This is a genomic window from Streptomyces abyssomicinicus (genome assembly GCF_008974245.1).
GTDB classification, from domain to species: domain Bacteria; phylum Actinomycetota; class Actinomycetes; order Streptomycetales; family Streptomycetaceae; genus Streptomyces; species Streptomyces abyssomicinicus.
Genome location: NZ_BBZI01000018.1, coordinates 22,761 through 46,497 on the forward strand (window position 1 = coordinate 22,761; position 23,737 = coordinate 46,497).

General features: G+C 70.7%; 23 protein-coding genes and 3 pseudogenes. 9 read left to right on the forward strand and 17 right to left on the reverse strand.

Annotated features, from left to right (window positions below):
• Window positions 1-113 precede the first annotated feature (113 nt).
• Together GBN72_RS33190 and GBN72_RS33195 are read right to left on the reverse strand one after the other, a co-directional pair.
• Window positions 114-386: a hypothetical protein gene (locus GBN72_RS33190; protein ID WP_151775704.1), complete on the reverse strand. Its 273-nt coding sequence runs from the start codon at window positions 384-386 to the stop codon at window positions 114-116.
• On the reverse strand, window positions 383-670 hold the full coding sequence (locus tag GBN72_RS33195; RefSeq protein WP_246213053.1) for a hypothetical protein: 288 nt from the start codon (window positions 668-670) through the stop codon (window positions 383-385). Before GBN72_RS33195 ends, GBN72_RS33190 begins: the two co-directional genes overlap by 4 nt.
• A gap of 280 nt (window positions 671-950) precedes the next feature.
• Between GBN72_RS33195 and GBN72_RS33200 the strand changes: the two genes are divergently transcribed.
• Window positions 951-1,148: a hypothetical protein gene (locus GBN72_RS33200; protein ID WP_151775705.1), complete on the forward strand. Its 198-nt coding sequence runs from the start codon at window positions 951-953 to the stop codon at window positions 1,146-1,148.
• Window positions 1,149-1,200: 52 nt separating this feature from the next.
• Here GBN72_RS33200 and mobF read toward each other — a convergent pair.
• A pseudogene (mobF, locus tag GBN72_RS33205) lies at window positions 1,201-2,607 on the reverse strand (MobF family relaxase); the annotation flags it as partial.
• A gap of 219 nt (window positions 2,608-2,826) precedes the next feature.
• On the opposite strand from mobF, the gene GBN72_RS33210 reads away from it, so the two are divergent.
• Window positions 2,827-3,024: a hypothetical protein gene (locus GBN72_RS33210; RefSeq protein ID WP_151775706.1), complete on the forward strand. Its 198-nt coding sequence runs from the start codon at window positions 2,827-2,829 to the stop codon at window positions 3,022-3,024.
• 282 nt (window positions 3,025-3,306) lie between these two features.
• Here GBN72_RS33210 and GBN72_RS33215 read toward each other — a convergent pair whose 3' ends face one another.
• Window positions 3,307-4,014 (reverse strand): ParB/RepB/Spo0J family partition protein, encoded by a 708-nt coding sequence (locus tag GBN72_RS33215; protein ID WP_151775707.1) that lies wholly within the window; start codon window positions 4,012-4,014, stop codon window positions 3,307-3,309.
• Window positions 4,015-4,173: 159 nt separating this feature from the next.
• Between GBN72_RS33215 and GBN72_RS33220 the strand changes: the two genes are divergently transcribed.
• Window positions 4,174-4,803, forward strand: a complete 630-nt coding sequence (locus GBN72_RS33220; protein WP_176604111.1) for an SMI1/KNR4 family protein — start codon at window positions 4,174-4,176, stop codon at window positions 4,801-4,803.
• A 568-nt stretch (window positions 4,804-5,371) separates the two neighbouring features.
• On the opposite strand, the gene GBN72_RS33225 is transcribed toward GBN72_RS33220, so the two are convergent.
• From GBN72_RS33225 to GBN72_RS34415, 3 genes are all read right to left on the reverse strand, one after another.
• The gene (locus tag GBN72_RS33225) at window positions 5,372-5,584 is read right to left on the reverse strand and encodes a cold-shock protein (protein WP_151775725.1); all 213 of its coding nucleotides are present in this window, start codon (window positions 5,582-5,584) and stop codon (window positions 5,372-5,374) included.
• Between the two features lie 312 nt (window positions 5,585-5,896).
• Complete coding sequence (locus GBN72_RS33230; protein ID WP_151775708.1) at window positions 5,897-6,106, reverse strand: hypothetical protein; 210 nt, start codon at window positions 6,104-6,106, stop codon at window positions 5,897-5,899.
• Between the two features lie 220 nt (window positions 6,107-6,326).
• Window positions 6,327-7,541, reverse strand: a complete 1,215-nt coding sequence (locus GBN72_RS34415; RefSeq protein ID WP_246213054.1) for a hypothetical protein — start codon at window positions 7,539-7,541, stop codon at window positions 6,327-6,329.
• A gap of 789 nt (window positions 7,542-8,330) precedes the next feature.
• Between GBN72_RS34415 and GBN72_RS35765 the strand changes: the two genes are divergently transcribed.
• Both GBN72_RS35765 and GBN72_RS33245 read left to right on the forward strand, forming a co-directional pair.
• On the forward strand, window positions 8,331-8,483 hold the full coding sequence (locus GBN72_RS35765; RefSeq protein WP_246213055.1) for a helicase associated domain-containing protein: 153 nt from the start codon (window positions 8,331-8,333) through the stop codon (window positions 8,481-8,483).
• 318 nt (window positions 8,484-8,801) lie between these two features.
• Window positions 8,802-9,257 carry a hypothetical protein gene (locus GBN72_RS33245; protein ID WP_151775709.1) on the forward strand — a complete coding sequence of 152 codons (456 nt, stop codon included), beginning with the start codon at window positions 8,802-8,804 and terminating at the stop codon, window positions 9,255-9,257.
• On the opposite strand, the pseudogene GBN72_RS33250 reads toward GBN72_RS33245, so the two are convergent.
• A pseudogene (locus tag GBN72_RS33250) lies at window positions 9,226-10,058 on the reverse strand (IS5 family transposase). The gene GBN72_RS33245 and the pseudogene GBN72_RS33250 sit on opposite strands and share 32 nt — an antisense overlap.
• A 174-nt stretch (window positions 10,059-10,232) precedes the next feature.
• Between GBN72_RS33250 and GBN72_RS33255 the strand changes: the two are divergent.
• Together GBN72_RS33255 and GBN72_RS33260 are read left to right on the forward strand one after the other, a co-directional pair.
• Complete coding sequence (locus GBN72_RS33255; protein WP_151775710.1) at window positions 10,233-10,838, forward strand: hypothetical protein; 606 nt, start codon at window positions 10,233-10,235, stop codon at window positions 10,836-10,838.
• Between the two features lie 419 nt (window positions 10,839-11,257).
• Window positions 11,258-11,740, forward strand: a complete 483-nt coding sequence (locus GBN72_RS33260) for a hypothetical protein (protein WP_151775711.1) — start codon at window positions 11,258-11,260, stop codon at window positions 11,738-11,740.
• A 562-nt stretch (window positions 11,741-12,302) separates the two neighbouring features.
• Here the strand turns inward: GBN72_RS33260 and GBN72_RS33265 are convergent.
• From GBN72_RS33265 to GBN72_RS33295, 6 genes are all read right to left on the reverse strand, one after another.
• On the reverse strand, window positions 12,303-13,538 hold the full coding sequence (locus GBN72_RS33265; RefSeq protein WP_246213056.1) for a hypothetical protein: 1,236 nt from the start codon (window positions 13,536-13,538) through the stop codon (window positions 12,303-12,305).
• A gap of 455 nt (window positions 13,539-13,993) precedes the next feature.
• Window positions 13,994-14,521, reverse strand: coding sequence for a hypothetical protein (locus GBN72_RS33275; RefSeq protein ID WP_151775713.1), 528 nt, complete (start codon window positions 14,519-14,521; stop codon window positions 13,994-13,996).
• Window positions 14,522-14,700: 179 nt separating this feature from the next.
• Complete coding sequence (locus GBN72_RS34420; RefSeq protein ID WP_164541022.1) at window positions 14,701-14,877, reverse strand: hypothetical protein; 177 nt, start codon at window positions 14,875-14,877, stop codon at window positions 14,701-14,703.
• Between the two features lie 121 nt (window positions 14,878-14,998).
• Window positions 14,999-15,427 (reverse strand): DUF6228 family protein, encoded by a 429-nt coding sequence (locus tag GBN72_RS33280; protein WP_151775714.1) that lies wholly within the window; start codon window positions 15,425-15,427, stop codon window positions 14,999-15,001.
• 403 nt (window positions 15,428-15,830) lie between these two features.
• A complete protein-coding gene (locus tag GBN72_RS33290) occupies window positions 15,831-16,232 on the reverse strand; it encodes a type VI immunity family protein (protein WP_151775716.1) in 402 nt (133 codons plus the stop codon).
• On the reverse strand, window positions 16,229-16,663 hold the full coding sequence (locus GBN72_RS33295; RefSeq protein WP_151775717.1) for a hypothetical protein: 435 nt from the start codon (window positions 16,661-16,663) through the stop codon (window positions 16,229-16,231). Before GBN72_RS33295 ends, GBN72_RS33290 begins: the two co-directional genes overlap by 4 nt.
• A gap of 1,495 nt (window positions 16,664-18,158) precedes the next feature.
• Here GBN72_RS33295 and GBN72_RS33300 point away from each other — a divergent pair.
• Window positions 18,159-18,878, forward strand: coding sequence for a DUF4328 domain-containing protein (locus tag GBN72_RS33300; protein WP_218042112.1), 720 nt, complete (start codon window positions 18,159-18,161; stop codon window positions 18,876-18,878).
• Between the two features lie 449 nt (window positions 18,879-19,327).
• Here GBN72_RS33300 and GBN72_RS34425 read toward each other — a convergent pair whose 3' ends face one another.
• The 3 genes from GBN72_RS34425 to GBN72_RS33315 all read right to left on the reverse strand — a co-directional run bounded on the left by GBN72_RS34425 (window position 19,328) and on the right by GBN72_RS33315 (window position 21,191).
• Window positions 19,328-19,504 (reverse strand): hypothetical protein, encoded by a 177-nt coding sequence (locus GBN72_RS34425; protein WP_164541026.1) that lies wholly within the window; start codon window positions 19,502-19,504, stop codon window positions 19,328-19,330.
• A gap of 499 nt (window positions 19,505-20,003) precedes the next feature.
• Window positions 20,004-20,480 carry an NUDIX hydrolase gene (locus GBN72_RS33310; protein ID WP_246213057.1) on the reverse strand — a complete coding sequence of 159 codons (477 nt, stop codon included), beginning with the start codon at window positions 20,478-20,480 and terminating at the stop codon, window positions 20,004-20,006.
• 411 nt (window positions 20,481-20,891) lie between these two features.
• The gene (locus GBN72_RS33315; protein ID WP_246213058.1) at window positions 20,892-21,191 is read right to left on the reverse strand and encodes an ankyrin repeat domain-containing protein; all 300 of its coding nucleotides are present in this window, start codon (window positions 21,189-21,191) and stop codon (window positions 20,892-20,894) included.
• Window positions 21,192-22,759: 1,568 nt separating this feature from the next.
• Between GBN72_RS33315 and GBN72_RS33320 the strand changes: the two are divergent.
• Window positions 22,760-23,737: pseudogene (locus GBN72_RS33320) on the forward strand (IS481 family transposase); the annotation flags it as partial.

Below are 23,737 nucleotides of genomic sequence, written 5' to 3' on the forward strand. Positions count from 1 at the left end.
TAGAGCTATGCCGGCGGCGGGTGCGCGGAAGTACGCGGCCCCGTTCCGGGATCGCCTTGTGGCATGAAAAAGCCCCGCCGGTCGCCCGGCGGGGCTGGGTGGCTCGGGCCGGTTCAGGGACCGGCGATGAGCCAGAGGATGAGCACCGCGTCCAAGCCCGGGCTGTAGCGGTAGACCACGGAGATGCCGCGGCCGCCGGTCTGCTCGGGCAGCAGCTCGATCACGTACGACTCGGAGTCCGGGTCGGCGGCCGGGAGGCTGCGGGCGCGGTCGGTGTCAGGGTCGTCCTCGAGGAGCCGGCGGATCGACTCGACGGCGGCCTGCTCGCTCCGGACAAGTTCGGCGCGGATCTTCTCGGCGGCGTCGGAGTAGAAGGCGTGGCTCACCGGGCGCCCGCCTCGGCGAGCTTGCGGCGCAGCTCGTCGGTGACGTCGTCGGTGGTGCGGGCGAGGGCGGCCATGCCCTGCAGGTCGGTCCGGAGCAGTATCCGGTGCCGGTACGCCTGGGTGATCTCGCGGACTCGGGTCAGGTCGTCCAGGTCGATGGCCGCGAGCTCACGCTCGAAGTGCTCCAGGTCGCCGGGGAAGCCGTGGAACAGCAGGGCGGCCCTGAGTTCGGCGAGCGTGCGCATCGGCGGTACGGCGTCGTGGTGCTCGGGCTGTGCCGTCACAGCGCGCTCCTCTCTCGGTCGTGATGCCAGTGTCCTACGCCCTGCGGCCCGAGGTGCGCACTTCGTGCCGCAATGGCGGGCCGGACTTCCCGCGCGTCCGGCCCTGCGGCCTGGCGCTGCTGGTGACTGGTCCGGAAAACGGCGGACTGAAACGGCGAGGCCGTTCGCCCAAGGTTCACCATTAAGGGGCATTTCATCGGGATATAGCCACGGCCCGGTCCTGAGCACTCCTACGTTGAAGCACCTGCAGCAGCCGATCACGAAGGACGACGGAACAGCAATGAGCGCTTCTATCCAGCCCCCGCCCCTCACCGGCCCTCAGATGGTCGCGGCCACCACCGTCGTAGCCCTCACCGTCACGGCGTTCTCGGCAGCGCTGTGGGGGAACGCTGAGCAGAGCAAGCGCGGCTTCCGTCTGCTGGACTGGCTGGACAGCCACCGCAGGACGGAACTCCCGCCTGCAGAGGCGGACCTGTAAGGCCCGCATGCACGTCTGCGTGGCGTCATGCCAGCACCAGCGCGCGCAGGCTAGCTCCGGCGGCCAGGCGGGCCCGCTCGTACGGCGGGGCGGTGCGGTTGCGAGTCAGCGGGCGCAGCACCGCCTGGTCCTCGGTGTCGCCCGGGTACAGGGCGCGCAGGTCGGCGGTCATCCTCCGGCCGCCTCCAACGGAGCAGGTGTAGTCGTCGACGACCGTCTGCACGATCCGTTCGTCGAGGCCGGGCTCGTGGGGGCGGCCGCGCAGCGCGTAGGCGAGGTGGCGGCGGGCTTCGGCGAGCAGGTGGTGGAGGGAGAAGGCGCCGCGCATCACGTAGACCACGGAGGCGACGTCGACGGCGGCCAGGGCGACGTCGACCACCGGCCGCACCCGTGCCCACACCGCCGCGGCCGCCGCTCGCGCCCGCTCGGCGAGCCGGTAGACGGTGCAGGCGCCGAACGCGGCGATCGCGGAGGCGCGCCATCGCTTGCGCAGCTCGGTCAGCGACAGCAGCTCGGTGTGCTTGGGCGGGCGGGTCTGGTCGGCGGCCTGGCAGGCCAGCGCGTAGCCGGCCTTCTCCCCCGGCGCGTACCCCTGCCGTTCCTCGTACCTGGCCGTCAGGACGGGCAGCGCGTCCTCGATCTGCTGACGGCGGGTCGACTGCCAGCCGATCAGCCGCCGGTCGATACCCGCGATCTCCATGACGGGGCGACGGCCCGGAGTCACCTCGCGCGGCTCCCACGCCCACCGGAGCCGGGCGGACACCTCCTCCATGAACAGGAGGGTGTAGAGGGTGTCGGCGACGACAATGTTGGCGAGCATCGTGTCCGCGGAGAGGTTGCCCCAACTGCCGTCCGGCCGCCGGGCGCGGATCGAGACCACCGCGTGGTCGTGCAGCAGCGGCTTCAACTCGCCAGCGCGGGACTCGTAGTGACGGAACACAGCGACGATCAGCCCGTCCCGGACCGGCGCGCGGTGCTTGCCTCCGCTCGCCCACCGGATCTGCGCGACCGACTCCTCCAGCCACGCCAGCGTCTTGTCCCGGGCGATGTCCTGACACGACTCCAGCACCAGACGGGTCTCGTCATCTGCGAGCGCCCACGCGATGTGTGCCGTCGGTGGCGCCCGGAACACCAGGTCCATCGCCAGCCACGGCGTGCGCTCCTTCGCCTTCTCCGTCTCGGGCGACGCGTTGTGCTCGATGGGCCTGCCCAGCACGGTCGCCCGCCGGGCACGGGCCGGGCTCTTGCCCTGCTCCAGGAGCTCACGCACGATCCGGTCGGCATCCGGGTGCCGGCCCTCTCCCAGGAGCAGCTCCGCCTGCCGCTCGATCACCACGTCCCCGGCCGCCAGGCCGAGCGCGGCCAGGCCCCCGCCCTTCCACACGCCGGGCGGAACACCGGCCTCGTCCTGGGCGGCACGCAACGGCGTCCCCGCCCGGCGGTGGCCGTCGCCGACCATCACGCCCCGAGTGAGGTAGCGCCACCCGTTCCCCGGGCGGACCTCCGCTTTGCTGATCACCGGCCCATGGAACCCCGGTGCTGACCTGCACAAAAGCGTGATCCGGGGTTGGTCCCGCCGGGCGGGAGGGCATCACCGGATCTTCACCGGAGAGCCCGCCGGGCGGACCGCCGAGCCAGCCCGAGACAGTAAGCGGTCGGTGTGTGCATCATCCGCCGCATGAAAATCACCAGGTACGGAGACCCCTGTCCCCTCTGCGGCACGCCGCTGCTCCTGGACGTGCTCCAGGTGCGCTCCGCGCAGTACGACTTCCCCACGGCCGAACGCGTCACCCGGCGCCAGTGCCCCGGCGGCTGCCACGTGAACCAGCCCGAGCAGTGGAAGGAGGCGATACACAGCCGCTACGGCGACTGCTGACGGCAGCCGTGCGAATGCTGCGCACTCGAGGACAGTGGGTCCAGCGTGGCCTAGCAACGTGAAGTTGATCCGCCAAGAATCGCCGGACTTCCCCGATTGCGGAAGTCCGGCTCAACCGCAGGGGTCAGCTCTCGACAGCCGCGATGCCGTCATCCGCATCGGTGTCGTCCTGGGCGCCGCTCGACACACCAGTGGCCCATCACCTCCCCACGGGTGGGCCACTGGACGTTCCAGACTGCGCACGTCCTGGGGACGTGCGCAGCTCCTGTTCGTCACGGCTACCTAGTTGGCCAGCAGTCTCGCCAAGGCGTGGCGGTTGTCCTCCGTCATGTGTTCTCTCAGGATGCGGTCGAGAGCCTTCGGGTCGTGCCATGGGAGATGAGGTGCGCTGTTGCGCGTCGAGGCCGCCGCCTCCGGGGTGATAACTGAGTTATCACCGGGCGGTTCTGGGGCTTCCGGCAGCGGCTCGGGGGTGGAACTGATAACTGAGTTATCAGTTGCCGGAGAGGGAGCTGTCTGCCGGCTGGCCCTCTGCGCCTTCTTGGTGGCGTCAGCACGGGCCCGGCGGTCCGCTTCCTGTCGTTGTTCCTGCGGGGGGACCTTGGTCATGTTCCGGAGGTGGGAAACGTGGCGTCGGCCAGCCTCGAGGTCTGCCTGCAGTTCTGGGGTGAGTGCCAGCAGGGAGAGCTTCTGGCTGATCAAGGGCTGGCTCATGCCCAGCCGTTTTGCGGCCTTGTGTTGCGATCCGTAGAACGTCACAAGTCGCTGCAGGGCTTGCGCTTCCTCCAGCTCGCTGAGGTCCTTCCGCGTGGCGTTGGCGATGAAGGCGGCCTCCAGCAGGGTCTCGTCCGTGCTGGCGAACTCGTCCCCAAGCATGCTCTTTATGGTGGCCAGCCCGGCTTCGCGTGCGGCCTTCAGGCGCCGGTTGCCGTCGATGACGACGTACTTGGCTCCTTCCTCCAGGTCGCCTCGCCGGTCTGGCCTGTGAATCCCTCGTGGCCACCTTCGCCGCCAGCAAGTCCCTCGTCGACGAGAAAGCCGCCCAGTCCGCCGTCACCCAAGTCCTCGACTGACATTCCACACCCTCGAAACTCGATGTCGGTGGCGCCGGATACCTTGCATCAGACGATGCACACCGCTGGAGGGGACATGCCGTCTCACGGAACATTTCTCGCCGCACTCACGGTGGTAATGCCGCCACATGACGGGGCCGATGAGCAGGTGGACTGGGATGCGATCCGGCGGGCTTGGGGAGTCGGCTTCCCCTCCGACTACATCGCCTTCATGAGCACGTACGGAGCCGGCGGCATCGACGACGCGCTGAGCGTCGTGACCCCCGAAGCGAGCACGCAGCCGGCCGACAGCCCTGACCTCGGGGGCATGGCGGCCGAGACAGCCAACATGCGGCACATGTGGGAGTCCGAAGGAGGACCGGACGAGGTCGATGCCGGACCTGATTCTGTCGTCGCTTGGGGCGTCAGCTGCGGAGCCGACATCCTCGGCTGGCTCACCGTTGACCACGACCCCAACAAGTGGCCCGTTGTCGTGTGGGAACGGCACGGCTGGCCCCACTGGAAAATCTACGACTGCGGAATGGCGGAGTTCCTTCGGCGCCTGTTCACCAAGGGCTTCGACGAGTGCCCACTCAGCGACGCCTCCCTCTGGGGAGAGTCCTCTCCGCACTTCGTCCATTGGCGCGAGGAACGACGACGGTGGGAGTCCGGCGTCGACCCCTACACAGGCGAACCCGACCCATACTTCGGCATGAAGTTCGACTGATTGCGCCTCGGCACCTTGCCGACGACCGCGACACCTCGCCGACAAACGCCCCGCTGGGACCACCCCAGTGGGGCGATCTTGTTCTCGGTGATCGGCACCTTCAGTGCCGGACCCGTCGGCATTTTCAGCGTCGGCCAACACACTGCTGCACGAAGTGGCGGGCGGTCTCCTCCCCCTGCGGTGACGGATCTGGGTATCGCGGCTTCTTGGCCATGGGAGAAGGCTAGACGCCGCCGGCCGGCCGGTTCCGGGGCGGCGGCCGGGGCTGGCAGTCCTGCTGGTAGGAGCGGGCCGGCCGGGAGCTGTCACGTTGCCACGCCGGGCTGTTCACCTCGCCTCTCGGAGGTGTTTCCGCAGGTCAGGCAGGAGTTTGGGGAGCACGTGACAGGCGGCGTGACAGCGGGCGTGACAGGGGTTCGGGTCGCGGTGGCCGGGGACACCACGGCGGAGCGGAGGCGGGTGTTCTCGGCGGCTTGGCGGAGCCAAGCTCGCGGTCCGCAGGGGCAGGCTGGAGTGCGCAGTCGTGCCCGCCAGTAGATCCCAGGCACGACCACACGGTGCGAGGGCGCTACTCGGGCCGCACCTGAGCGGCCTGCATGCCCTTCTGCCCTCGCTCGGCGACGAAGGACACGGTCTGTCCCTCCTTAAGGCTCTTGAAGCCGTCGGACTCGATCGCCTTGAAGTGGACGAAGAGGTCATCACCTCCGCCTTCGGGGGTGATGAAGCCGAACCCCTTCTCATCGTTGAACCACTTCACGGTGCCTGACTGACGATTACTCAATGTATTGCCGCTCTCTCTGAGGGTAGTGATCGGCTCCATCAGACCACGTCGCTCCCGCGCAGTCGAAGCGATCAGGCACCTATGCCGAGACCTTGCCGCGGTCGCAGGCGATTGCCTCCGGGACGATCGCCGGTGGGGCTGTGGCTGGCAGGGGCGTAGCAGTCGTCCAACTTCCCTGGCAGCCGGTCCAGGTTCAATGTCAGGGGACAGCGGGGCGTGGCGGTGTGCGTCTGGCCCTTGGCGCCGCCCGGCTTGCGGGTGGTCATGGGCCTGGGGTGTGGGGCGGGTTCGGGTCTGCGGGCCGCGACCCGCTCAGGGGCACTGCGGGCAGTCGATGTCCTGTTCGTCGAGGTCGGCGCAGACCACGCAGTCCTGCTCGCCTTCCTGGGGTTCGCCGGCTTCGCTGATGTCGAGTCCGCACAGGGCCCGGTCGGGGTCGCAGCAGAACAGGTGTGTGAGCTCGCTGCCCGGGGTGCTGGCGGTGTTGCCGGCGGCCGGGGCAGTAGTGGGCGCGAGGGTCATATGGGGACCGTAGCGGCGCCGCGGTCGCGAAGGACGGCCCTTCGGCGGCCCAGGGGTGGGTGCCGGCTCGGGCGTGGCTTCGCCCCGTCGCGTCGTTCCGTCTGCCTCGGCCGGCGCCGTGCGACGGCCGGGCGCCCGACGGTGGCGAGCACCACCGTGTCGCCCTGGTTCCGCGTGCGGCGTGCGGCTGGGCAGCAACGACGTGGTGGTGGCCGGATCGTCAGAGGCGGAAGCCGCGGTCGGGGTCCCGGGGGCTGTCCGGGTCGAACGGTTCGAACCAGTCGTCGGTTTCGAGGTTCACCATGCCCAGGGCCTGGTGGGCGTCGTTGTCCGGGTCTTCCAGGCCGTCGAGGCGGGCGTTGAAGAGCATCAGCACGTCGTGGTCCTGGAAGAGCAGGGTGGAGCAGGCCTCCCAGTCGTAGTCGGCGCGGTGGGCGGGCAGGTCGGCGACGAGGGCGCGGACGGCGTTGGGGCGGTCGGTCGTGAGCGACCGGGCCCGGTCGATGATCAGGTGCAGGGCCATCTCCTCGCCGGTGCAGCGTGGCTCCACGCCGGCCTCTTCCGGCGTCTTCAGGTCGGCGGCCAGGTCGTCGAAGGTGCGGGCCATCTGCCGGCGCCACTGTGCGTCGCGGCGCAGTGTGAGGGGCGGGAGGCTGCCGAAGACGCCGCCGGCGCCGCGGGGCAGGGGGGTGTCGCCGAGCGCGGTCACCTCTTGCCAGGCCAGGGTGGCCAGTTCCTCGGCGGCCAGGCGCAGCACGGCGGCCGTGCGGGGGGTGAGGAGGCTCTCGTCGTCCTCGTCTTCCGGCCAGGCTTCGTCGTCCTCGTCGAGGTGCCAGGTGGGGCGCTGGGCACGGGAGAGGAAACGGTCGTGGGCGCGGACGGCCGCGGTCTCGGGGGCGGCCATGCAGGTGTCGATGATCTGGAGGTCGTCGTTGAAGGGTTCGGCGGCGAGGTCGGTGGCGGCCTGGGCGAGGAGGCAGGTGGCGGCGTCGGCGCCTTCGCCGGCGGTGGGCAGGACGACGGCGTAGTAGCTGTCCGTCAGGCGGGCGATGGTCTCGGCGATGACCGCGGTGACGACCGTCTGGTCGTCGAACGGGGCCTGCACGGTGAGGTGGTCGAGGACCAGGAAGTCGCCGGCCTGCTCGACGGCTTCCTCCAGCTCGGGCGTGAGGTCGCCGTCCGGGGTGAGCAGCTTGGGCGCGGCAGTGGCGCGCAGGCCGCCGTGGTCGGTGAGGCGGGCGAAGAGGTTGCCGGCGTCGTGGTGGCGGCAGCGGGCCGCGCGCAGGCTGCCGACCTCGCGCTCGCCGTCGAGGATGCGGATGTGCCAGTCCTGGAGGCCCTGCTCGGGGGCGGCCAGGCGGTGGCGGTGGACGAGCTCGATGCCGAGGGCGGTGAGGTCGGGTGCGGGCGGGGCGGTCGCCGCGGGGGCGGTCATCGGTGCTCTCCTGTCGGCCGGACGGGGTGGTGCGGCGCTCACCGTAGCCGCCCGGGCCCGGTCGCCGGCGGGCGTTTGGTCGGGGGCCACCCGCGGGGGCGGGGCGGGATCGGCGCGCGGCGGGGGCGAGTTGCCGTGGTGTCGCGGCGGGTCATAGCGTCGATGCGGGACCTGCTTCAGCGGGGTCGGGGGCCGGGAGCAGTGCCGGCCGTACGGGGTTCGGAGCGTCGTCTTGCGCCTCGGGTGCGCACTTGGGCCAAGTGCCGGTGTCTGTGCGCGGCCGCCGCTGGCCGCCCCTCTGCGCGCACCGGTATCGGAAGGGCACAGGGTGAGTACTGAGCAGCACGAGAGGGACGCGTACGGGCAGGAGCTGGCCCGGATCGGCCGGCACCAGGACGAGGCGGTGCAGGCGCGGCTCGTGGTCTTCCGGGCGCTGGCCGCCGTTGGGATCGGGCACGAGGAAGCCGACGCCGTGATGGCCCAGTTGGAGGCCGGGGCGGTGGCCGGGGCGCACACGTGGGTCTCGGAGAGCAGCCCGCCCGCCGGCGACGCTGTGCGCGCCGCGGCCCGCGACGATGCTGGACCGGCCGGTGGTGCAGTGGCTGTCCAACCTGCGCCGCCCGGCGCCCTGGAGGGCCACCCGGAGTGGCAGGCGGCCCTCCAGGGCGTGGACGCCGACTGGAACCCGTCGTGGCCGGTGGGCTGGCAGCGGCACTACGCCGCGCTGCGCGAGATGGTCGCCGACGAGCAGGCCCCATCGACGTCCTGCCCGGCGTCACGGTCCACGGTATGGACATCGGGAAGTGGCTCGCCCGGCAGCGGAAGCCCGAGGTGTGGGCGGCCCTGGTGGAGGGACAGCGCGAGCGCCTGGAGGCCGTCGGCGCCGTCCCCGTGGCCCCGGATTCTCAGGAGAGCCCGCGAGGCCGTCCACAGCGCCCGTGAGCGCCTCGAGCGGGGCGTGGCGGCCTGGGCGCGGTACAAGGCCCGCGAAGGCTCTGGTCCCCAGGGGCCATACAGAGGTGCTGCCGGACGGGACGGAGGTCAAGCTCGGGGTGTTCTTGAGCGACAGCAAGAGCCGCCGGGCCAAGCTCACCGCCGACAGGCTCCAGGCGCTGGCCGACCTCGGGCTGGAGTGGGCGGCGGCGTAGTAGTTGTCGGGGAACGCAAGGCGCCATGGCGAGGGCATGGCACCTAGGACCTGTCGTCAAAATGTGATCAGCCTTCGATTCCCCTCTGACGGGTCACGGTCATCATGGGCTGATGAGTAGATATGCAGAGGTCATCGTCCTGGCGCGAAGGGCTGAAGAGGTCATGGAACCGCTCACTCGCCCCGATGAGGGCCGGGACTGGCACCAATGCTTCACACGTGTGGACGACGGCATGTTCGACGGGTCGCGCATGCCTTCCGTGGAGTGTTACGCGTGGGTCATCCAATTCATCCGCCACAACTGGCGTGGGTTGCTGAGTCATCTGGAGTCTCTGGCGTGGCCGGATCCGCATTCCGTTCAAGTCCTGGTACGCGATGAGGACGACGACTGCTTCGGCCTCTGGATGATCTATGACGGCAAACTGGTCGAGGTATCACTGCCGCGCACCGAACGAGAGCCGTTCTCAGCGTCCGTTACCGGAGTCCTTTCCCGGACCGACCGTCGCGCCGGAGAGTTGCGCTCAGGGCCTTCAACCGTCACGCCCACATCAGAAGCGCGGCGAGAGTGACAGCCGCTTGGTAGGACTGGGCTGTCTTGTCATACCGGGTGGCGATCCCGCGCCATTGCTTCAAGCGGTTGAAGCACCGTTCGACGACGTTACGCCGCTTGTAAAGCTGCTTGTCGAAGATGGGTGGGCGCCCGCCCCGGCTGCCGCGTCGGAGCCGGTTGCGAATCTGGTCGGCCCGTTCCGGGATGGTGTGTCCGATGCCGTGCCGCCGGAGCCAGGCCCGGATGGCCTTGGAGCTGTAGCCCTTGTCGCCCAGGACATGATCGGGCCGGACACGCGGCCGTCCGGGCCCGAGTCGAGGTACCCGTATCTTCTCCATCACGGCGGTGAACTGGGTGCAGTCGTTGGTGTTGCCGCCCGTCAGGACGAAGGCGAGCGGGCGGCCGACCGCGTCGCAAGCAAGGTGAATCTTGCTGGTCAGGCCGCCCCGGGACCGGCCGAGCGCCGGGCTATGGAGCCCCCTTTTCGGGCCCCGGCGGCGTGCTGGTGGGCTCGAACGATGGTGGAGTCGACCGACACGAGCCAGTTGATGTCTCCTGCCGCGTCCGCTCTCGCCTGCGCTGCACGAAGCATCCGGTCGAACGTGCCGTTTGCCGCCCATCGGCGGAAACGGGTGTGGAGCGTGGTCCATGGGCCGTACCGCTCGGGCACGTCCCGCCAGGCGACCCCCGCCCGGAACTTCCACACGATCCCGTTGAGGACCCTACGGTCGTCCAGTCGTGGCCGTCCCAGCGCCGGCCGGGGTAGCAATGGGCGTATCAGGTCCCACTCAGCATCGGACAGTTCGTGGCGGCGTAGCACCCCACCGTGATCCACAATCCAAGATCACATTGACGACAGGCCCTAGGTCGTTTCGTTCGCATCAGCCTGCTGATGCGAACGAAACGACCTAGGCTCGGCAACGTCTTTGACTAGCCCTCACACAGAGAGATACCGGGGGAAATGCCTAAAAAGCGCTTGGCCATAACCGTAGCCATGCTCACTGTCGCCGGATTCGCTGTCCCTGCTCTGACAGCAACCCCGGCCTACGCTGCCTCGTGCAACACCAACCAGGCCATCGCCGCCGCAACCGTCGCGGGCAACTTCTCAACAGTGGACACGGCCTACGACGGAACCCAGGACGGTCTGATCAGCAGGACCGATCTTGACATCGTCGTGCAGGGCTTTCGCTACTCGAACAACTTGCGTTTCTCCGCCGCCTTGATCCTGGGTGACGACAACTTCTTCCGTCAGATCGACACCGCCCGCCAAGGGGGCCAGCCTGACGGCCTCCTGAGCCTGGACGACCTCAACGCAGCCTGCACTGTGGCCCCGTGCAACACCAGCCAGGCCATCGCCGCCGAAACCATCGCGGGCAACTTCTCAACAGTGGACATGGCCTACGACGGAACCCAGGACGGTCTGATCAGCAGGACCGATCTTGACATCGTCGCAGGAGGCTCTGACTACCCGAACTACTTGCGTGACTCCTCCAGAGTCCTGTTGGACGGGGATTTCTTCCGCGAGATCGACACCGCCGGCCAAGGTGGCCAGCCTGACGGCCTCCTGAGCGTGGGGGACCTCAACGCAGCTTGCGGCTGACGCCACCTGCCCCGCGGCCGGCGGCGGCCCAGGGCGCAGCCTCCCGGCCGGGGCGGGCCGGTTCAGCAGCAATGGCCGAGGCGGCCCCGCACGCTCCGGCCGGGGCTGGCAGCCCTGCCGGTAGGGGCGGGCCGGCCGGAGGGCTGTCACGTTGTCATGCCCGGCCGCTCACCTCGCCTATCGGGGGTGTTTGCGCAGGTCATGACATGATTCGGCGAGGGCGTGACAGGGGTTCGGCCGCGGCGGGGCGGGGACAGCACGGTGTTCGGGGGCGTTGTGGTGGGCGAGTTGGTCCGGTGTCTGGCCCTCGCTGTACCGTCCGGATCGGGGGCCCCGGCCCTCGGGCCCTCCCCTGTGCTGTCACCGCAGTCCGGGCGCCGGCCGGGCGCCGCACCTGTTCATCGACACGGAGGCACCGCGTGAGCGACGAGCAGCACAAGGTCGACGCGTACGGGCGGGAGCTGGCCCGTATCGGCCGTCGTCAGAGCGAGGCGGTCCAGGCCCGCGCGGTGGTCTTCCGGGCCCTGGCCGCGGTCGGGATCGGGCCCGAGCAGGCCGACGCCGTCGTGGCGCAGGTGGAGGCGGGAGCGGTGGCCGGGGCGCACACCTGGATCTGTGAGAGCAGCCCTCAGGCCGGGTTCGAGGACGGGTGGTTCGCCGGCGTGCGCGACGCCGCCAGCCGGCTGCTGCGCGTCGCGGACACCACCGCGGCACAGACCGGGCGAGCCGCCTCCCACGCCATGCTCTGTGCCCACCTCCACCAGCAGGCCGGCCCGGCGGCCGGAGGCGAGGGCGCGGTGCCGGCGACGGCGGTGAGCGCGGTGTCGGCGGGCGCGGCGGGCGGGGCGTCGACGGTGCTGGAGGTGCGGGACGTCCTCGAGGCGGCGCAGCGCTGCACCTGAGCCCTGGCCGGGCCGGACACCCACCCCGAGGTGTCCGAAGAGGTCCTGGGCGTGGTGCTCGGTGCGGTGGCCGAGGTCGAGCGGGCCGGGTACGTGGCACGGTTGGAGGAGTTCGCCGGGCGGCACCGGGCGCGCCTTGAGGAGATGGTGCGGGCGTACGGGCCGGGCAGCCGGCCCGCCGAGCACGGCCGCTACATGCTGGTCGGCCGGCCCGAGAGTCTGGTGGTGTGCGAGCGGATGCAACGCCGTGCCGTTCCGGCTGCGCAGCCGGTGGGACGAGGCGCTCGAGCCAGTTCTACTGGACGACCTCGAGTTCGCGTGGGGACCACGGACCCGCCTGGGCCAGTGAACGACCCGGCCGGCCCGGAGGCTTGCCGCGTCGGGCCGACTGGCCGAGCCCTGCGGGGCGGCCGTCAGGGTCGGCCGCGTCGGTGCGCCGGGCCGCGTTGGCGTCCTCTGGGGGGTCCTCGCTGCGGCGCTGGGACGGGCGGAGGCTCGCCCCTTGGGCGGGGGCGCCGCCCGGGGTCCGCTGTGCGTGCTCGGGCCGGTCGCGGTGACGGGCTCAAAGGCGGTATCCGCGGTCGAGGTCTCGGGCGTACTGCGGGTCGAACGGCTCGAACCACGCGTCGGCTGCGAGGTTCACCAGGCCCAAGGCCTGGCGGATGTCGCTGTCCGGGTCTTCCAGGCCGTCGAGGCGGGCGTCGAAGAGCATCAGCACGTCGTGGTCCTTGAAGAGCCCACCCGAGCAGTTTGCCCAGTCGTAGTCGGCGTGGTGTGGGGGCAGGTCGGCGACGAGCGCGTGGACGGCGTTGGGGCGGCTGGTCGTGATCGACCGGGCCCGGTCGATGATCAGGTGCAGAGCCATCTCCTCGCCGATGCAGCGCGGCTGCGGCCAGGCCGTGCCCGGCGTCTGCAGGTCGGCGGCCAGGTCGTCGAAGGTGCGGGCCATCTGCCGGCGCCACTGCCCGTTGCGGCGCAACGTGAGGGGCGGAAGTCGGCCGAACACCCCGCTGGCGCCTCGGGGCAAGGGAGTGTCGCCGAGGGCGGTCACCTCCTGCCAGGCCAGGGTGGACAGTTCCTCGGCAGCCAGGCGCAGCACGGCGGTCGTGCGGGCGCTCAGGACGCAGTCGGCTTGCTCGTCGGACCATGCCGCCTCGTCCTCGTGTGGCCATGGCCGCTCGTCGTTCTCGTCGAGGTGCCAGGTGGGGTGCTGGGCGTGGGAGAGGAACCGGTCGTGGGCGTGGGCGGCGGCGTCCTCGGGGGCGGCGAGGCAGGTGTCAATGATCTGGAGGTCGTGTGTGAAGGGGTCGGCGGCGAGGTCGGTGGCGGCCTGGGCGAGGAGGCGGGTGGTGTGGTCGGCGTCCAGGTGGGCGGTCGGCAGGACGACGGCGTAGTAGGTGTCGGCCAGGCGGGCGATGGTTTCGGCGATCACCGCGGTGACGACGGTCTGGTCGTCGAAGGGGGCGGAGACGTTCAGCTGGTCGAGGACCAGAAAGTTCCCGGCCTGTTCGACGGCGTCCTCCAGTTCGGGCGTGAGGTCGCCGTCTGGGGTGAAGAGTGCGGCCGCGGCGATCGCGCAGAGCCCGCCGTGGTCGGTCATCCGCTCGGCCAGGTTGCCGGCGCCGTAGTGCTGGCAGCGGGCCGCGCGCAGGGTGCCGACCTCGTGTTCCCCGTCCAGGATGCGGATGTGCCACTCCTGCAGGCCCTGTTCGGGGGCGGTCAGGCGGTGCCGGTGGACGAGCTCGATCCCGAGCTGCGTGAGGTCGGGACCGGTCGGCGCCGTCTCGGGGGCGGTCATCGTCGTTCTCCTGTCGGCGGGGCATGGCTCGTCGGTCACCGTAGTGGCCCGCAGGCGGCGGCTGTGGCCGTTGATGGCAGAGCGGACGTCTCGAGCGGTGGCCGAGGCTGGGCAGTCCGGCCAAGGCGGCCCGCACGCTCCGCCCGCGGCGGGCGGCGCGGCCGTCCTTCAGGATCTGGCGGGCCCGGGCGCGCCACTGCCGGGCCTGCTCGGTGCGGCCGGCTTCCCGGTGAGCGGCGGCCATGCGGAGCGCGGCGACGCGGGTCCGGGAGAAGAGGAGCTCGGCGACGAGGGTCAGGGAGCCTTCGATCCGTACGGCGCGTGCGCGAAGCGCCGCCGGGGCCCGCTGCGCGAGCTCTGGGTGGTGAGGCACGGAGGGCTGGGCCCGTGATGTCATGGCCAGACAGGCAGGCGCGAGGGCCCTTCGGGTGGGACGGCTGTTCTTCCCGTGCTGGTTACCCGCGGGACAGGGCCGCGCGTACGGCCTTGGTGCCCGTGGACTCCTCGAGGTAGACGTTCTGATCGACAAGCCACACGCCCTGTTCGTCTTGCACCAGCCGGAGCGCCATGTGATGAGGCGCGAGGCCGGCGTCCGTGGTCACCCGCACTCCGATGCCCGCGGGGTGTCGGCCATGGGCTTCCACCTCGACGGCATCAGCGGTGCTCACCCGCGCATCGGGATTGATGCGATGCCGGTAGGGCACCGCAATGAACTCGGCGCACTCGGCAACGTCTTTCCTCCCGACGTGCTGTCTCATACCTTCGGTCACGGCGCGGCAGACTGCCTCGTAGTCTCGGTCCACATTCGCCTGCTGATAGGCCCGCGCGGCCTGGGCCGCGGCCTTCAACTGCGTCTGGCCGTCGCCGTGAGCGCCAGCAGTGGTGGGGGTGCTGCAACCCGTCAGCACCAGGGTCAGTACGGCCAGGCATGTCCAGGCCGGCGGTGCGGTTCTGACAGCCGTGCGCAGCGCGCCACGTTCCATGGACTCTCTCCTTGTCGTCGGTCGGACAGTGTGCACGGCCTGACCGCGTACACCGCGGCCGGGGGTGTCCGGTGCCGGCCCAGGCGGATCACTTGCCGCAGTCCTTGTCGCCTCTGCAGGGTTGTCGCTGCCGCCTCGAGCGACCGCGGGCGTGTTGGGGACACCCGGGCTCCCTCGGGTCAGAGCGCGCCCGAGCAGGTCGCGTCCCGGATCGCCGCCGACCCGGTCGACCAGAGCGTCGTCGGGCCCTGGTTCGCCGGCGTGAGCGACGTCGTCGACCAACGCTGCGTATCGCGGACACCACCGCCACCGCGGGACGCGGGCGCGCCGCGTCCCACGCCCTGCTGCTCGCCCACCTCCAGCAGTCGGCTCCTGCGGCGGTCGTCTCCTCCCCCGCCGCGCCGGCGCAGAACAGCAAGCCGTCAGCTAAGTCACCCGAGAAACGGCTCGGGACGGGACGGGACGACTGTCGATGACCTACTCTTCGCGCAGGAATTCCCGCAGGTCCGCGGCTACGGCCGTCATTCCTTCGCCGGCCTCGATCACGGTCGTCACGGTGCAGTTCCAGTCGCCGGGGAAGAATCCGGATCGCAGGGTCCAGCCCAGATACACATGACCACCCGAGCCGAACGTCGCGGTCACGACCAGGTGGTTGTTGCCCCAGACCCGCTCGCCCTCCCAACCACGGAAGTCGCGCGCGAGGCCATCGAAGAACTCGCTCATGTTGTCCCAGACGGTCACGGTCTCGAGCCGTGCGCACACACCGTCATCGATGGCCTCCACAGCGAAGGCGAACTCGTACTCATCCGCACGCGACCAATCGAACAGCCGAACAGAAGGCGCCTGCGCCCCCGACCCCCGAACGACAACCTCGACCTGCCCTGGAACCACCTCGATCAGACTCACCCACCGAAGGATACGGACGCCGCCAAATCAACGTCACCACCGTTCCCGGGCGCCGGAGCCGCTGCTACTTCTCATCAACATTCGGGGCACCGTCAGCCACCTGGTGCTGCCAGCTCTCACCAACAAGCGCTCTTCGTTTTCACCTACGCAGCCAGGCAGGCGATGCTCGAGGCGATCAGGAGCCAGGAACGGCGCGGCAGCCGGCTCAGGCGGTCGACGGCCTCGGCCAGGGCGCCCGCGCCATGGCGGCCTGGACGTAGGAGGCGGAATCCGAACCGAGCCAGCTGGCCCGCACCCGGGCGTAGCGGGGCGGTTGTGACCGGGTGGTTCGGGGTGCTGGGGCTCTGGGGCCTTGCCGCTGGGGCCAGGAGCATGTGGGCGGGGTTCCTGGGTGTGGTCGAGGTTATGGGCTGGTCCGCGGTGCGGCGTCCTGCGGGACGTATCGGACCTTGGGCCGTGCCGGCTTGAACTGCGGCAACCCCGGGGGAAGCACGGGAGTCAGGACGTCGAACACCCTGCGCATGACACGGTCGGTGTATCCGTCAGGGGTCGGGGACGCCTGCAGGACGACACCTCCGGCGGTGAGCCGGAACACCTTGTGGAAGGCGCCCGAGTCTTCCAGATACGAGGCCCCACCCAGCTTGTCGACCAGTTCCCCGGGGCACACGGTGACCCAGGAGTACCCGCGGAGCTGCCGGCGGGCTTCGGCCACCGACGTTCGTGCCCTCCGCATAAGCACCACGTCCAGGTTCGGCTCCTCCGCGATCGGCTCGTCGACGACGACGGCCCCGAAGGCGGGATTCAAGGCGTCCAGCGTCGCCGCCAGGAAAGCGACCACGGACGAGGAGAACGCCACCTTCTCGTAGGGGCCTCTTCACCGCCGAGCCACAGCTGCAAGTTCATGTTCGGCCGACGGGAGGTGATGCTGGAACCCCGGACATGGGCGGACGGCCTGTCCTGGTCGTAGCGGAAGAACAGCACGCTCGACCACTCCGGAGCGGCCAGCAGCTCCTGACGTATGAGATGCCAGCCGTCGGACCCGTCGAGCGCGAACGTTTTCTTCTTCTCGTCCTCCGTCCTCTGACTCGCCGCGGACAGCCACGCGGTCCCGGTCTGCACCATGTCCAAGCAGCCGGTCAGCGGCCCGGAAAGAGCCGCATCTAACCACGACGCCAGTCCGCTCCCCACACCTCCCTCGGTAGCAGCATCAAGGGTCACGTTCACCAGCAGACTCACCGCCCGCCTCCTCTCCCCCACAGCGGCCAAGCCGCCCCTCACACACGTTGCTGCCAGTCTCCACCCGCACAAAGCCACCCCGGAACCACACGGACTGACCGGACCTCGGCATATACGCAGGTCGGGGATCTGCGGCGTTGGCCGCAGGGCGACCGGAAGCGACATACGGGAGATCGCGGATGACCGGCTCGCGCCCGCAGCCCGACCTCGTGACGCGACGGACGAGCGCGGTCGGACAGCGCGGTCGGACAGCGCGCTGTCGTAGCACGCCAGTCGTGCCGGACCAGCTGCTGCGGAGCACGGTCTGGACGCGGATGCACGCGGTACGGCGCGGTCTTGCACCGCGGGCACAGGCCCGCTCGACGCGAGCGGCCGCACCGCGCAGCGGGACGACGGCAAGGCCAGGGGCAGGACCTCGAGGCCCCGCCGACACCGGCCGACGCGGGCGGCGCAGGCGAGGAAGAACTCCAGCGGCCGCGCGACGCCGCCGGGCAGGACCTCGAGCTTCACACCGGTTCGGCAAGGCGCAGCACCACCTGGTGCGGGCCGGGTGTGCTGGCGCAGCGCTGTGCCCGGGGAACATCCGGTCGCGTCCGATGCCGTCCAGTTGCCTCCAGGAGCAGCCCACCACGGGCGGCAGGGCGCAGCGTGGGCGGCGGCAGAGGTCCGGGGCGGGCGACGTCCCGCGCACACGGCCGGCCCGAGGGCCGCGAGGCCCTGGCGGCGGAAAGGTGGGAGGTGTGGCCGGCCGGGTGCGGGGACATCATGACCTCGCGCGCGAACAGCCCGCGCGGGTGTGCCCTGTCGGGCCCGGGACCGCAGTGCTCCGGCAGGCTGGCCAGGCGCAGCGGCCCATTGCCGAAGACCACCGGTGCTCCCGTCCTGCACTGCGCGGGAAAGCGGCCGGCACGCGCGGCGACGGGCCGGGGAGGCACGGCTGGATCCGTCACTGCCGGCGCGCGTGGCCGCCCTGTTCGCCCACGACGGCCGTGGCGCACTTCGTGGCGTCCGCGAGGCGGCCGACCGTGCGACGGACCCCGCCACCGGGGATCTCCGGACCAAGCGCGGACCGCAACAGCCACCGAGCGGCGAGGATGGCGTGCCCGGCGGCGTCTACCCGGGCCGGGCCGTTCGGGGCCGTCCCCGTTGTCCGCGAACTGTGAGCCTCTTCAGCAGTCACCCCTTACGGGGAACCACCCCGCGAAGATTGACCGCCCTCTGAGCTGCCGCAGGGCTTGGCGCCTGATAACACGGGCGTCACCCGATCGGTGGCCACTCTGAAACGCTCTGTGAAAGGTCCTGGCTCACCTGAGCGAGTGGCGTGGCCTTGCGCGCACGCCCTTGCGTAGGGCAGGAGGCCTCGCTCTCTGCGGCAACGACCACCGCCAGAGATCTCCCTGGACGCCGTGTTCCCTGCGACGTAGCGTTCCTCCGCCGTCCGGGATCTGTCCGCACGCGGTTCCGCCATGTCGCCAGGGGAGTCAGCACCTTGTCCTTGTCCGCGTCCGACACGCTCCACCCGCCCGCGCAGCGCGGCCCGTATCTCGCGGACCGCGGTCCCCTCCTTGCGCTGATAGCGGCGCTCGCGGCGTACGCACTCGTCGCCCTGGTCGACGTGTACGTCGGCGTTCGGCTGCACGTGCTGGCCGGCGAGGAACAGCGCGCCCCCGTCACCTCCCCGGAGGCGCTGCAATCCTGGTACGCGTTGTACGACGCGGTCGGCCGCCTGCAGACGGCGGTGTACGCGCTGTGCGTGGTGGCCTTCGTCGTCTGGTTCTTCCTGATACGCCGCAGCGTGGAGCGACTGGTTCCCGACCGGGTCGTCATGGGTCCCGGCTGGGCGATCGTGGCCTGGTTCATCCCGCTGGTGAACTTCGTGCTGCCCTACCGGATCGCTGTCGGCATGTGGGCGGCCTGCAGCCCGACACCGCCTTCCGACGGGCGGTCCCGGGCCCCGATGTGGCCGGTGCGCCTGTGGTGGGGCCTCTTCCTCGCCGCCAATCTGCTCAGTCGGCACGCTGCCCTGATGTTCGACATCGCGCAGACGTTCGCGGACCTGCAGACGGCCGTGGAGTTGTACATCGTGGTCGACCTTCTGTTCGTCACCGCCGCCGGTGCTGCCATCCACTTCGCGGTGCGGCTCACGGCCATGCAGCGGGCGGAGGCGGCCGGGGCCGACGGCCCGGGGCACGTGGTGGCTCACGCATCTTCCTGACGCCGGCGGCGCTGCTGCTCGAAGGCGTCCATCATGGCCGCGGTGAGGCTTCCGGGCGCCGGTGCCGTCGATCCGGCGTCGGGGTAGTCCTGCAGTCCTTCGGACGTGACCACCGGGCATCACTGGTCGTCGACGCGCTCACCATGGCCGCCGGCCGGGGCGACCTCCAGCCTGGCTGCATCGCCCACGCCGACCGCGGCAGCGACTACACCTCTGAAGAACTGCGCTGCAATATAAGGGAATTGGGAATGCGGCAGAGCATGGGCCGGACCGGATCCTGTTACGACTCCGCGTCGCTCATGTCCGACGGGTACTTCGGCAGCCTGTGCGGATGGTTCGCAGCGTTCCCGAACCGATGAGCGAGACACTCACACGTCAGAGACGTGGAGTTGGACGGCATCGATGCCGGCACGGAAGACTGCAGCACCAAGGGCCTCCTGTACCGCGGCCTAGTCGGCGCCGGCCGCCTCCAGGGCGCGGACGTAAGAGATGCGGGCAGCGGTCTCCTGCGCGTACGCGGCCGCCGACCGGCGGTAGGCCTCTGGCGAGTTGTCCTGCCGGGCCGTCCCGCTCAGCGTGCCGGCGGCCGCCGCCAGACGATCGCGCTCGGCCCTCCCTTCCTCCACGGACCTGCCGCGCGGCCTGTCCTGACCGCCCGGGCCGACGGCGCCGCTCCCCTCGAGCGGCACACTGCCGCTGGACGACGGGCAGCGGCGCCCTCCCTGAGACCTCGACCTGCCCACCTGTTGCTCACCTCTCCGGTCGACCGCTGCATGCCGGAAGACTGGGGCGCTCCGGCTGTGGACAGCCTGCGGGCCGGGCGCAGGGCGGTGTGCGGCCCGCGGTCCCACCGGGGCGGTGAAGGCGTTCACCCGTGCGGAGGACATCGGGCCCGGCGTGCCTGGAAGAGGCGGCTGGGCGCAGCGAGTGGCTGTTCCCGTCGCGTGGTGGCCGGTCGGCCCGGTGCGCGAGACAGACGGGCGACACGACACCCGGAGGAAGCCTGACCCGGCTGACGGACGTGGAAGCCGCCGCGGCCCCGGTGCGGCTGTCTGGTGCCACTGAACCTTGACCGTTTGCCACTGAAGTTTGACCGGCCGGAGCGCGGGGGCGTCGGCTGCTGGGCTACCGGGTGAGCGCGGCGAGGTAGGCGTCCAGGGGCTGCACATTCCCTGGGAGGCGTTCGAGGAGGTCCCACCAGCGGATGGCCGAGATCTCCTCGGTGGGCTCGAAGGCGCGGGTCTTGGCGCAGGATCCTGCGTAGAGGGCCAGATATTCGGCTCGCCGGTCAGACGCCAGCACGAAGCGCGCGTAGCCGACGAATTGCAACCGTTCGTCAGGCTGCTGCCCGCTCTCCTCCAGCAGCTCGCGCGCGGCCGCCTGGCGAGGGGATTCCCCCTCTTCGATGCTCCCCCCTGGAAGTTCCCAGGACTGGCGGTACCGATCGAAGACCATGAGGACCCGACCGGCTCGCCACAAGGCCACCAGCGCCGCCGGCAGCGGGGCGTCCTGCGGCGGCGTTGCCTCGCCGCCCCGCTCGAACGAGATCAAGGAGTTGCCACAGCCGTCGGCTGCAAGCGGTTCATCTGCGCGGTAGGCCACGGTCGAATGCTTCCCCGTGTGACTCCACAAGAAGCCCTCCACCCCCGTGCTCCGGCCGGTCAAACTTCAGTGGCAAACGGTCAAGGTTCAGTGGCACCGGACAGCGGCCGGCACGGCACCGCCCTCGGCCCGGCGGGCGCCGGTGCGGCTGTCACGCTGTCACGCTGTCACGCTGTTCGGACGGATCCCCGCCAACCGGATATCAGTGCAGGTCAAAGCCCTGCTTGCGGAAGAGGTGACATGTCGGGGGCTTTCCCAGGTCAGGGCACGGTTCGGCGAGGGCGTGACAGCGGGCATGACAGGGGTTCGGCCATGGGCAGCGTCACCTACGGGCCGGCGTAACCGTCGGCCAGCTGGCGAGGCGAAGCACTTGGCCCCGCTGCGCGGGCAGCCTGCGGCTGGAGTGGCCTCCTACTCGCCTCGCTGGAGCAGCCATCTCTCGAACAACGCGCAGGCCAGCCAGTGCCCGCCGACGAACGCCATGTGGTGAGCGGACACGCCCGTGCCTCCACCGGACTTGCGTGAAGGATCCGCCCCGTGGGCGAGCAGCAGCGCCGTGGTGTCCACATGGAGCGGCTTGCCCGTCTGGGTGGCCGCATCCAGTTCACCGTCGACCGCCGCGTGCAGGAGAGTGATCCCGTGGTGCTCTTCATGCACGTCTCCACCGGCGAGAAGCAGGCGATGCAGCTCAGGCAGATCGTCCAGCTCCACAGCTTCATGCAACGGGGACAAATTGGGCACTGCACACCCCCATAGTCGGGCCCGGTGTCAGAGCATCGCAGGAAGGCACGGGGATTCTCCACACCCGCCTCCGTTCCGACCGGTGGCGGCGGCCGGGTGCTGCAGCCGTGCAGCGCCCGGTGGTGCAACGCGGGCCGGCGCCGTGCGGCAGCAGTCGCGCGATCGTGCTGCTGCAGCCGCCGGTGACGGGCAGCGTGCTGGGCCGCTGCACCGGCGCAGCAGCGGGCGGTACCCGAACGTCTGCAGCATCCGTCCGCAGCCGCAGGCGGCGCCGAGGTGTGAGGCGATCCCGGGGCGGGCCGGGTGCGGACCGCCCCGATCGGCCGCGGAAGCCGAAGACGGCCGGCGCGGAGGGCTGGGCCCGGAGCGGCGCGCCGCTGTTCCCGCGGGGTGATGGCCAGTCGGCCCGGTGCCTGAAGGGGACGCGGGCGATGCGGCGCCAACGGCGGGAGCTAGGCCCGCCAACGGCCGTGAAGGCCTCCGGGCGCCTGGGCCACCGGGGCGGCGGCGTCCTCGGCCCGGCGAGCACCGGCGCGGTTGTCGCGTTGTCACGGTGTTCGGGCCGATCCGCGGCAGGTGGACGTCAGCGCAGGTCAGCGCCCTGTCTGTAGGAGGCGTGACACGTGGCGTGACAGCGGGCGTGACACCCCGTCGGAGGGGACACCACACGTCCTGCGGTCCCGGTGCGGGCCGGTCCGCCGCGGCGTTCCGTGGTCAGGCCGACGACAGACGCCTCCGGCAGAGGCCCGTCCGGTGCGTGAGGCGCGGAGCGGGCGGCGGCGAGGTCGCGCTCCGGGCCGGGTCGGCGCTCACTGTTCCGTCCGAGCGTCGACTCGGGTTCGAGCTCGGGCACGCGACCGCACTCCACGAAGCAGCGGCAGCGGCAGCGGCAGCGGCAGCGGCAGCGGGGAACGCCGCTGCGGCACCTTCTGCAGCTGGGCGCCCGGGTTCCAGGGACCGGCGCGCCCGGTCCGCCCGGTCCGCGCGCTCCGCAGCGGTGCGAAACTCGCTGACTGCAGCACGAGACCGGCGGGCGGGCGGGCGCGGCGCTGCACGGAGCAGCGGCCGACGACGGCTCCGCCGGCCGGGCGGGCTATATCCGGGAGACCGGGGACCGCGCGTTGTCCGGGCCGGGTGGGTGATTACGGCTGCGGGCCGACCGAGGTCAGGGCGCGGCTGACGGTCCGGCCGAGCCTCCAGCGCGGTGCGGCTGCCTCGCGCGGTCTGTGACTTCGGCCGACCGCTGCGGTGGCAAGTTTGGTGCGGAATCAACTCACCGGCCGGTGCGGGGGTTGAGCAGCGGTCAGGTCGGCGAGATGGTCGGCCAGGGCGCGCAAACGGGCGGCGGGCCTCGTCGGGGCAGCGAAGCGGACCAGGCGCAGGTGGGTGAGGGCGGCGGCCGGCTCGCCGACGTCGATCAGGGCGCGGGAGGTTAGGTGTATTGATCACGAGCGTTGTTAACGGTGCCGGGTCTTGATCATGACGAAGACCTCCGGTGTGGTGGAGGTGTCTAGGCTCACCGCACAACGGAGGTCTTCGTGCCCCACCGTAACGCCCGGCTGACCGTTCACGGCAGGCGGATCCTGGTCGACCGTGTCCTGGCGGGCCGGCCGATCGCGCACGTGGCCGCCGAGACGGGCATATCCAGGCCCACGGCCCACAAATGGGTCCGCCACTGGCAGGCCGAGGGCGACGCGGGTCTGCACGACCGTTCCAGTCGGCCCCGCACGACCCCGCACCGCACACCACCGGAAGTCGAGGCCCAGGTCCGCCGGCTGCGGACCGACAGCAAGCTCGGCCCGGCACGCATCGCCCCGATCCTGGGCCTGCCCGCCTCGACCGTGCACCGCATCCTGGTCCGACACGGCCTGAACCGCCTGGCCTGGCTCGACCGGCCCACCGGCGAGCCGATCCGCCGCTACGAACGCGACCGACCGGGCGAGCTGGTCCACGTCGACATCAAGAAACTCGGCAACATCCCCGACGGCGGCGGCTGGCGGATCGTCGGCAGGCAGGCCGGTGAGGGCAACCGCCAGGCCACCACCACCGAGCGCAAGAGCTGCAAGCCGGTGATCGGCTACAGCTACATCCACTCAGCCGTCGACGACCACTCCCGCCTGGCCTACAGCGAAGTCCTCACCGACGAACGCCAGGAAACCGCGGCCGGCTTCTGGCAACGGGCGAACTCCTTCTTCGCCGCCCACGGCATCACCGTCGAACGGGTCCTCACCGACAACGGCTCCTGCTACAAATCCAGGCTGTTCACCCAGACGCTGACCACGGCCAGCATCGCCCACAAGAAGATCCGGCCTACCGGCCGCAGACCAACGGCAAGGTCGAACGCTTCAACCGCACCCTGCTCGACGAATGGGCCTACCTGAAGCCCTACACCTCGAACAGGGAACGGACCGACGCGCTGGCAGACTTCCTCCACACCTACAACCACCACCGCTGCCACACCGCACTCGGCGGACACCCGCCCATCAGCCGTGTCAACAACGCTGTGGGTCAATACA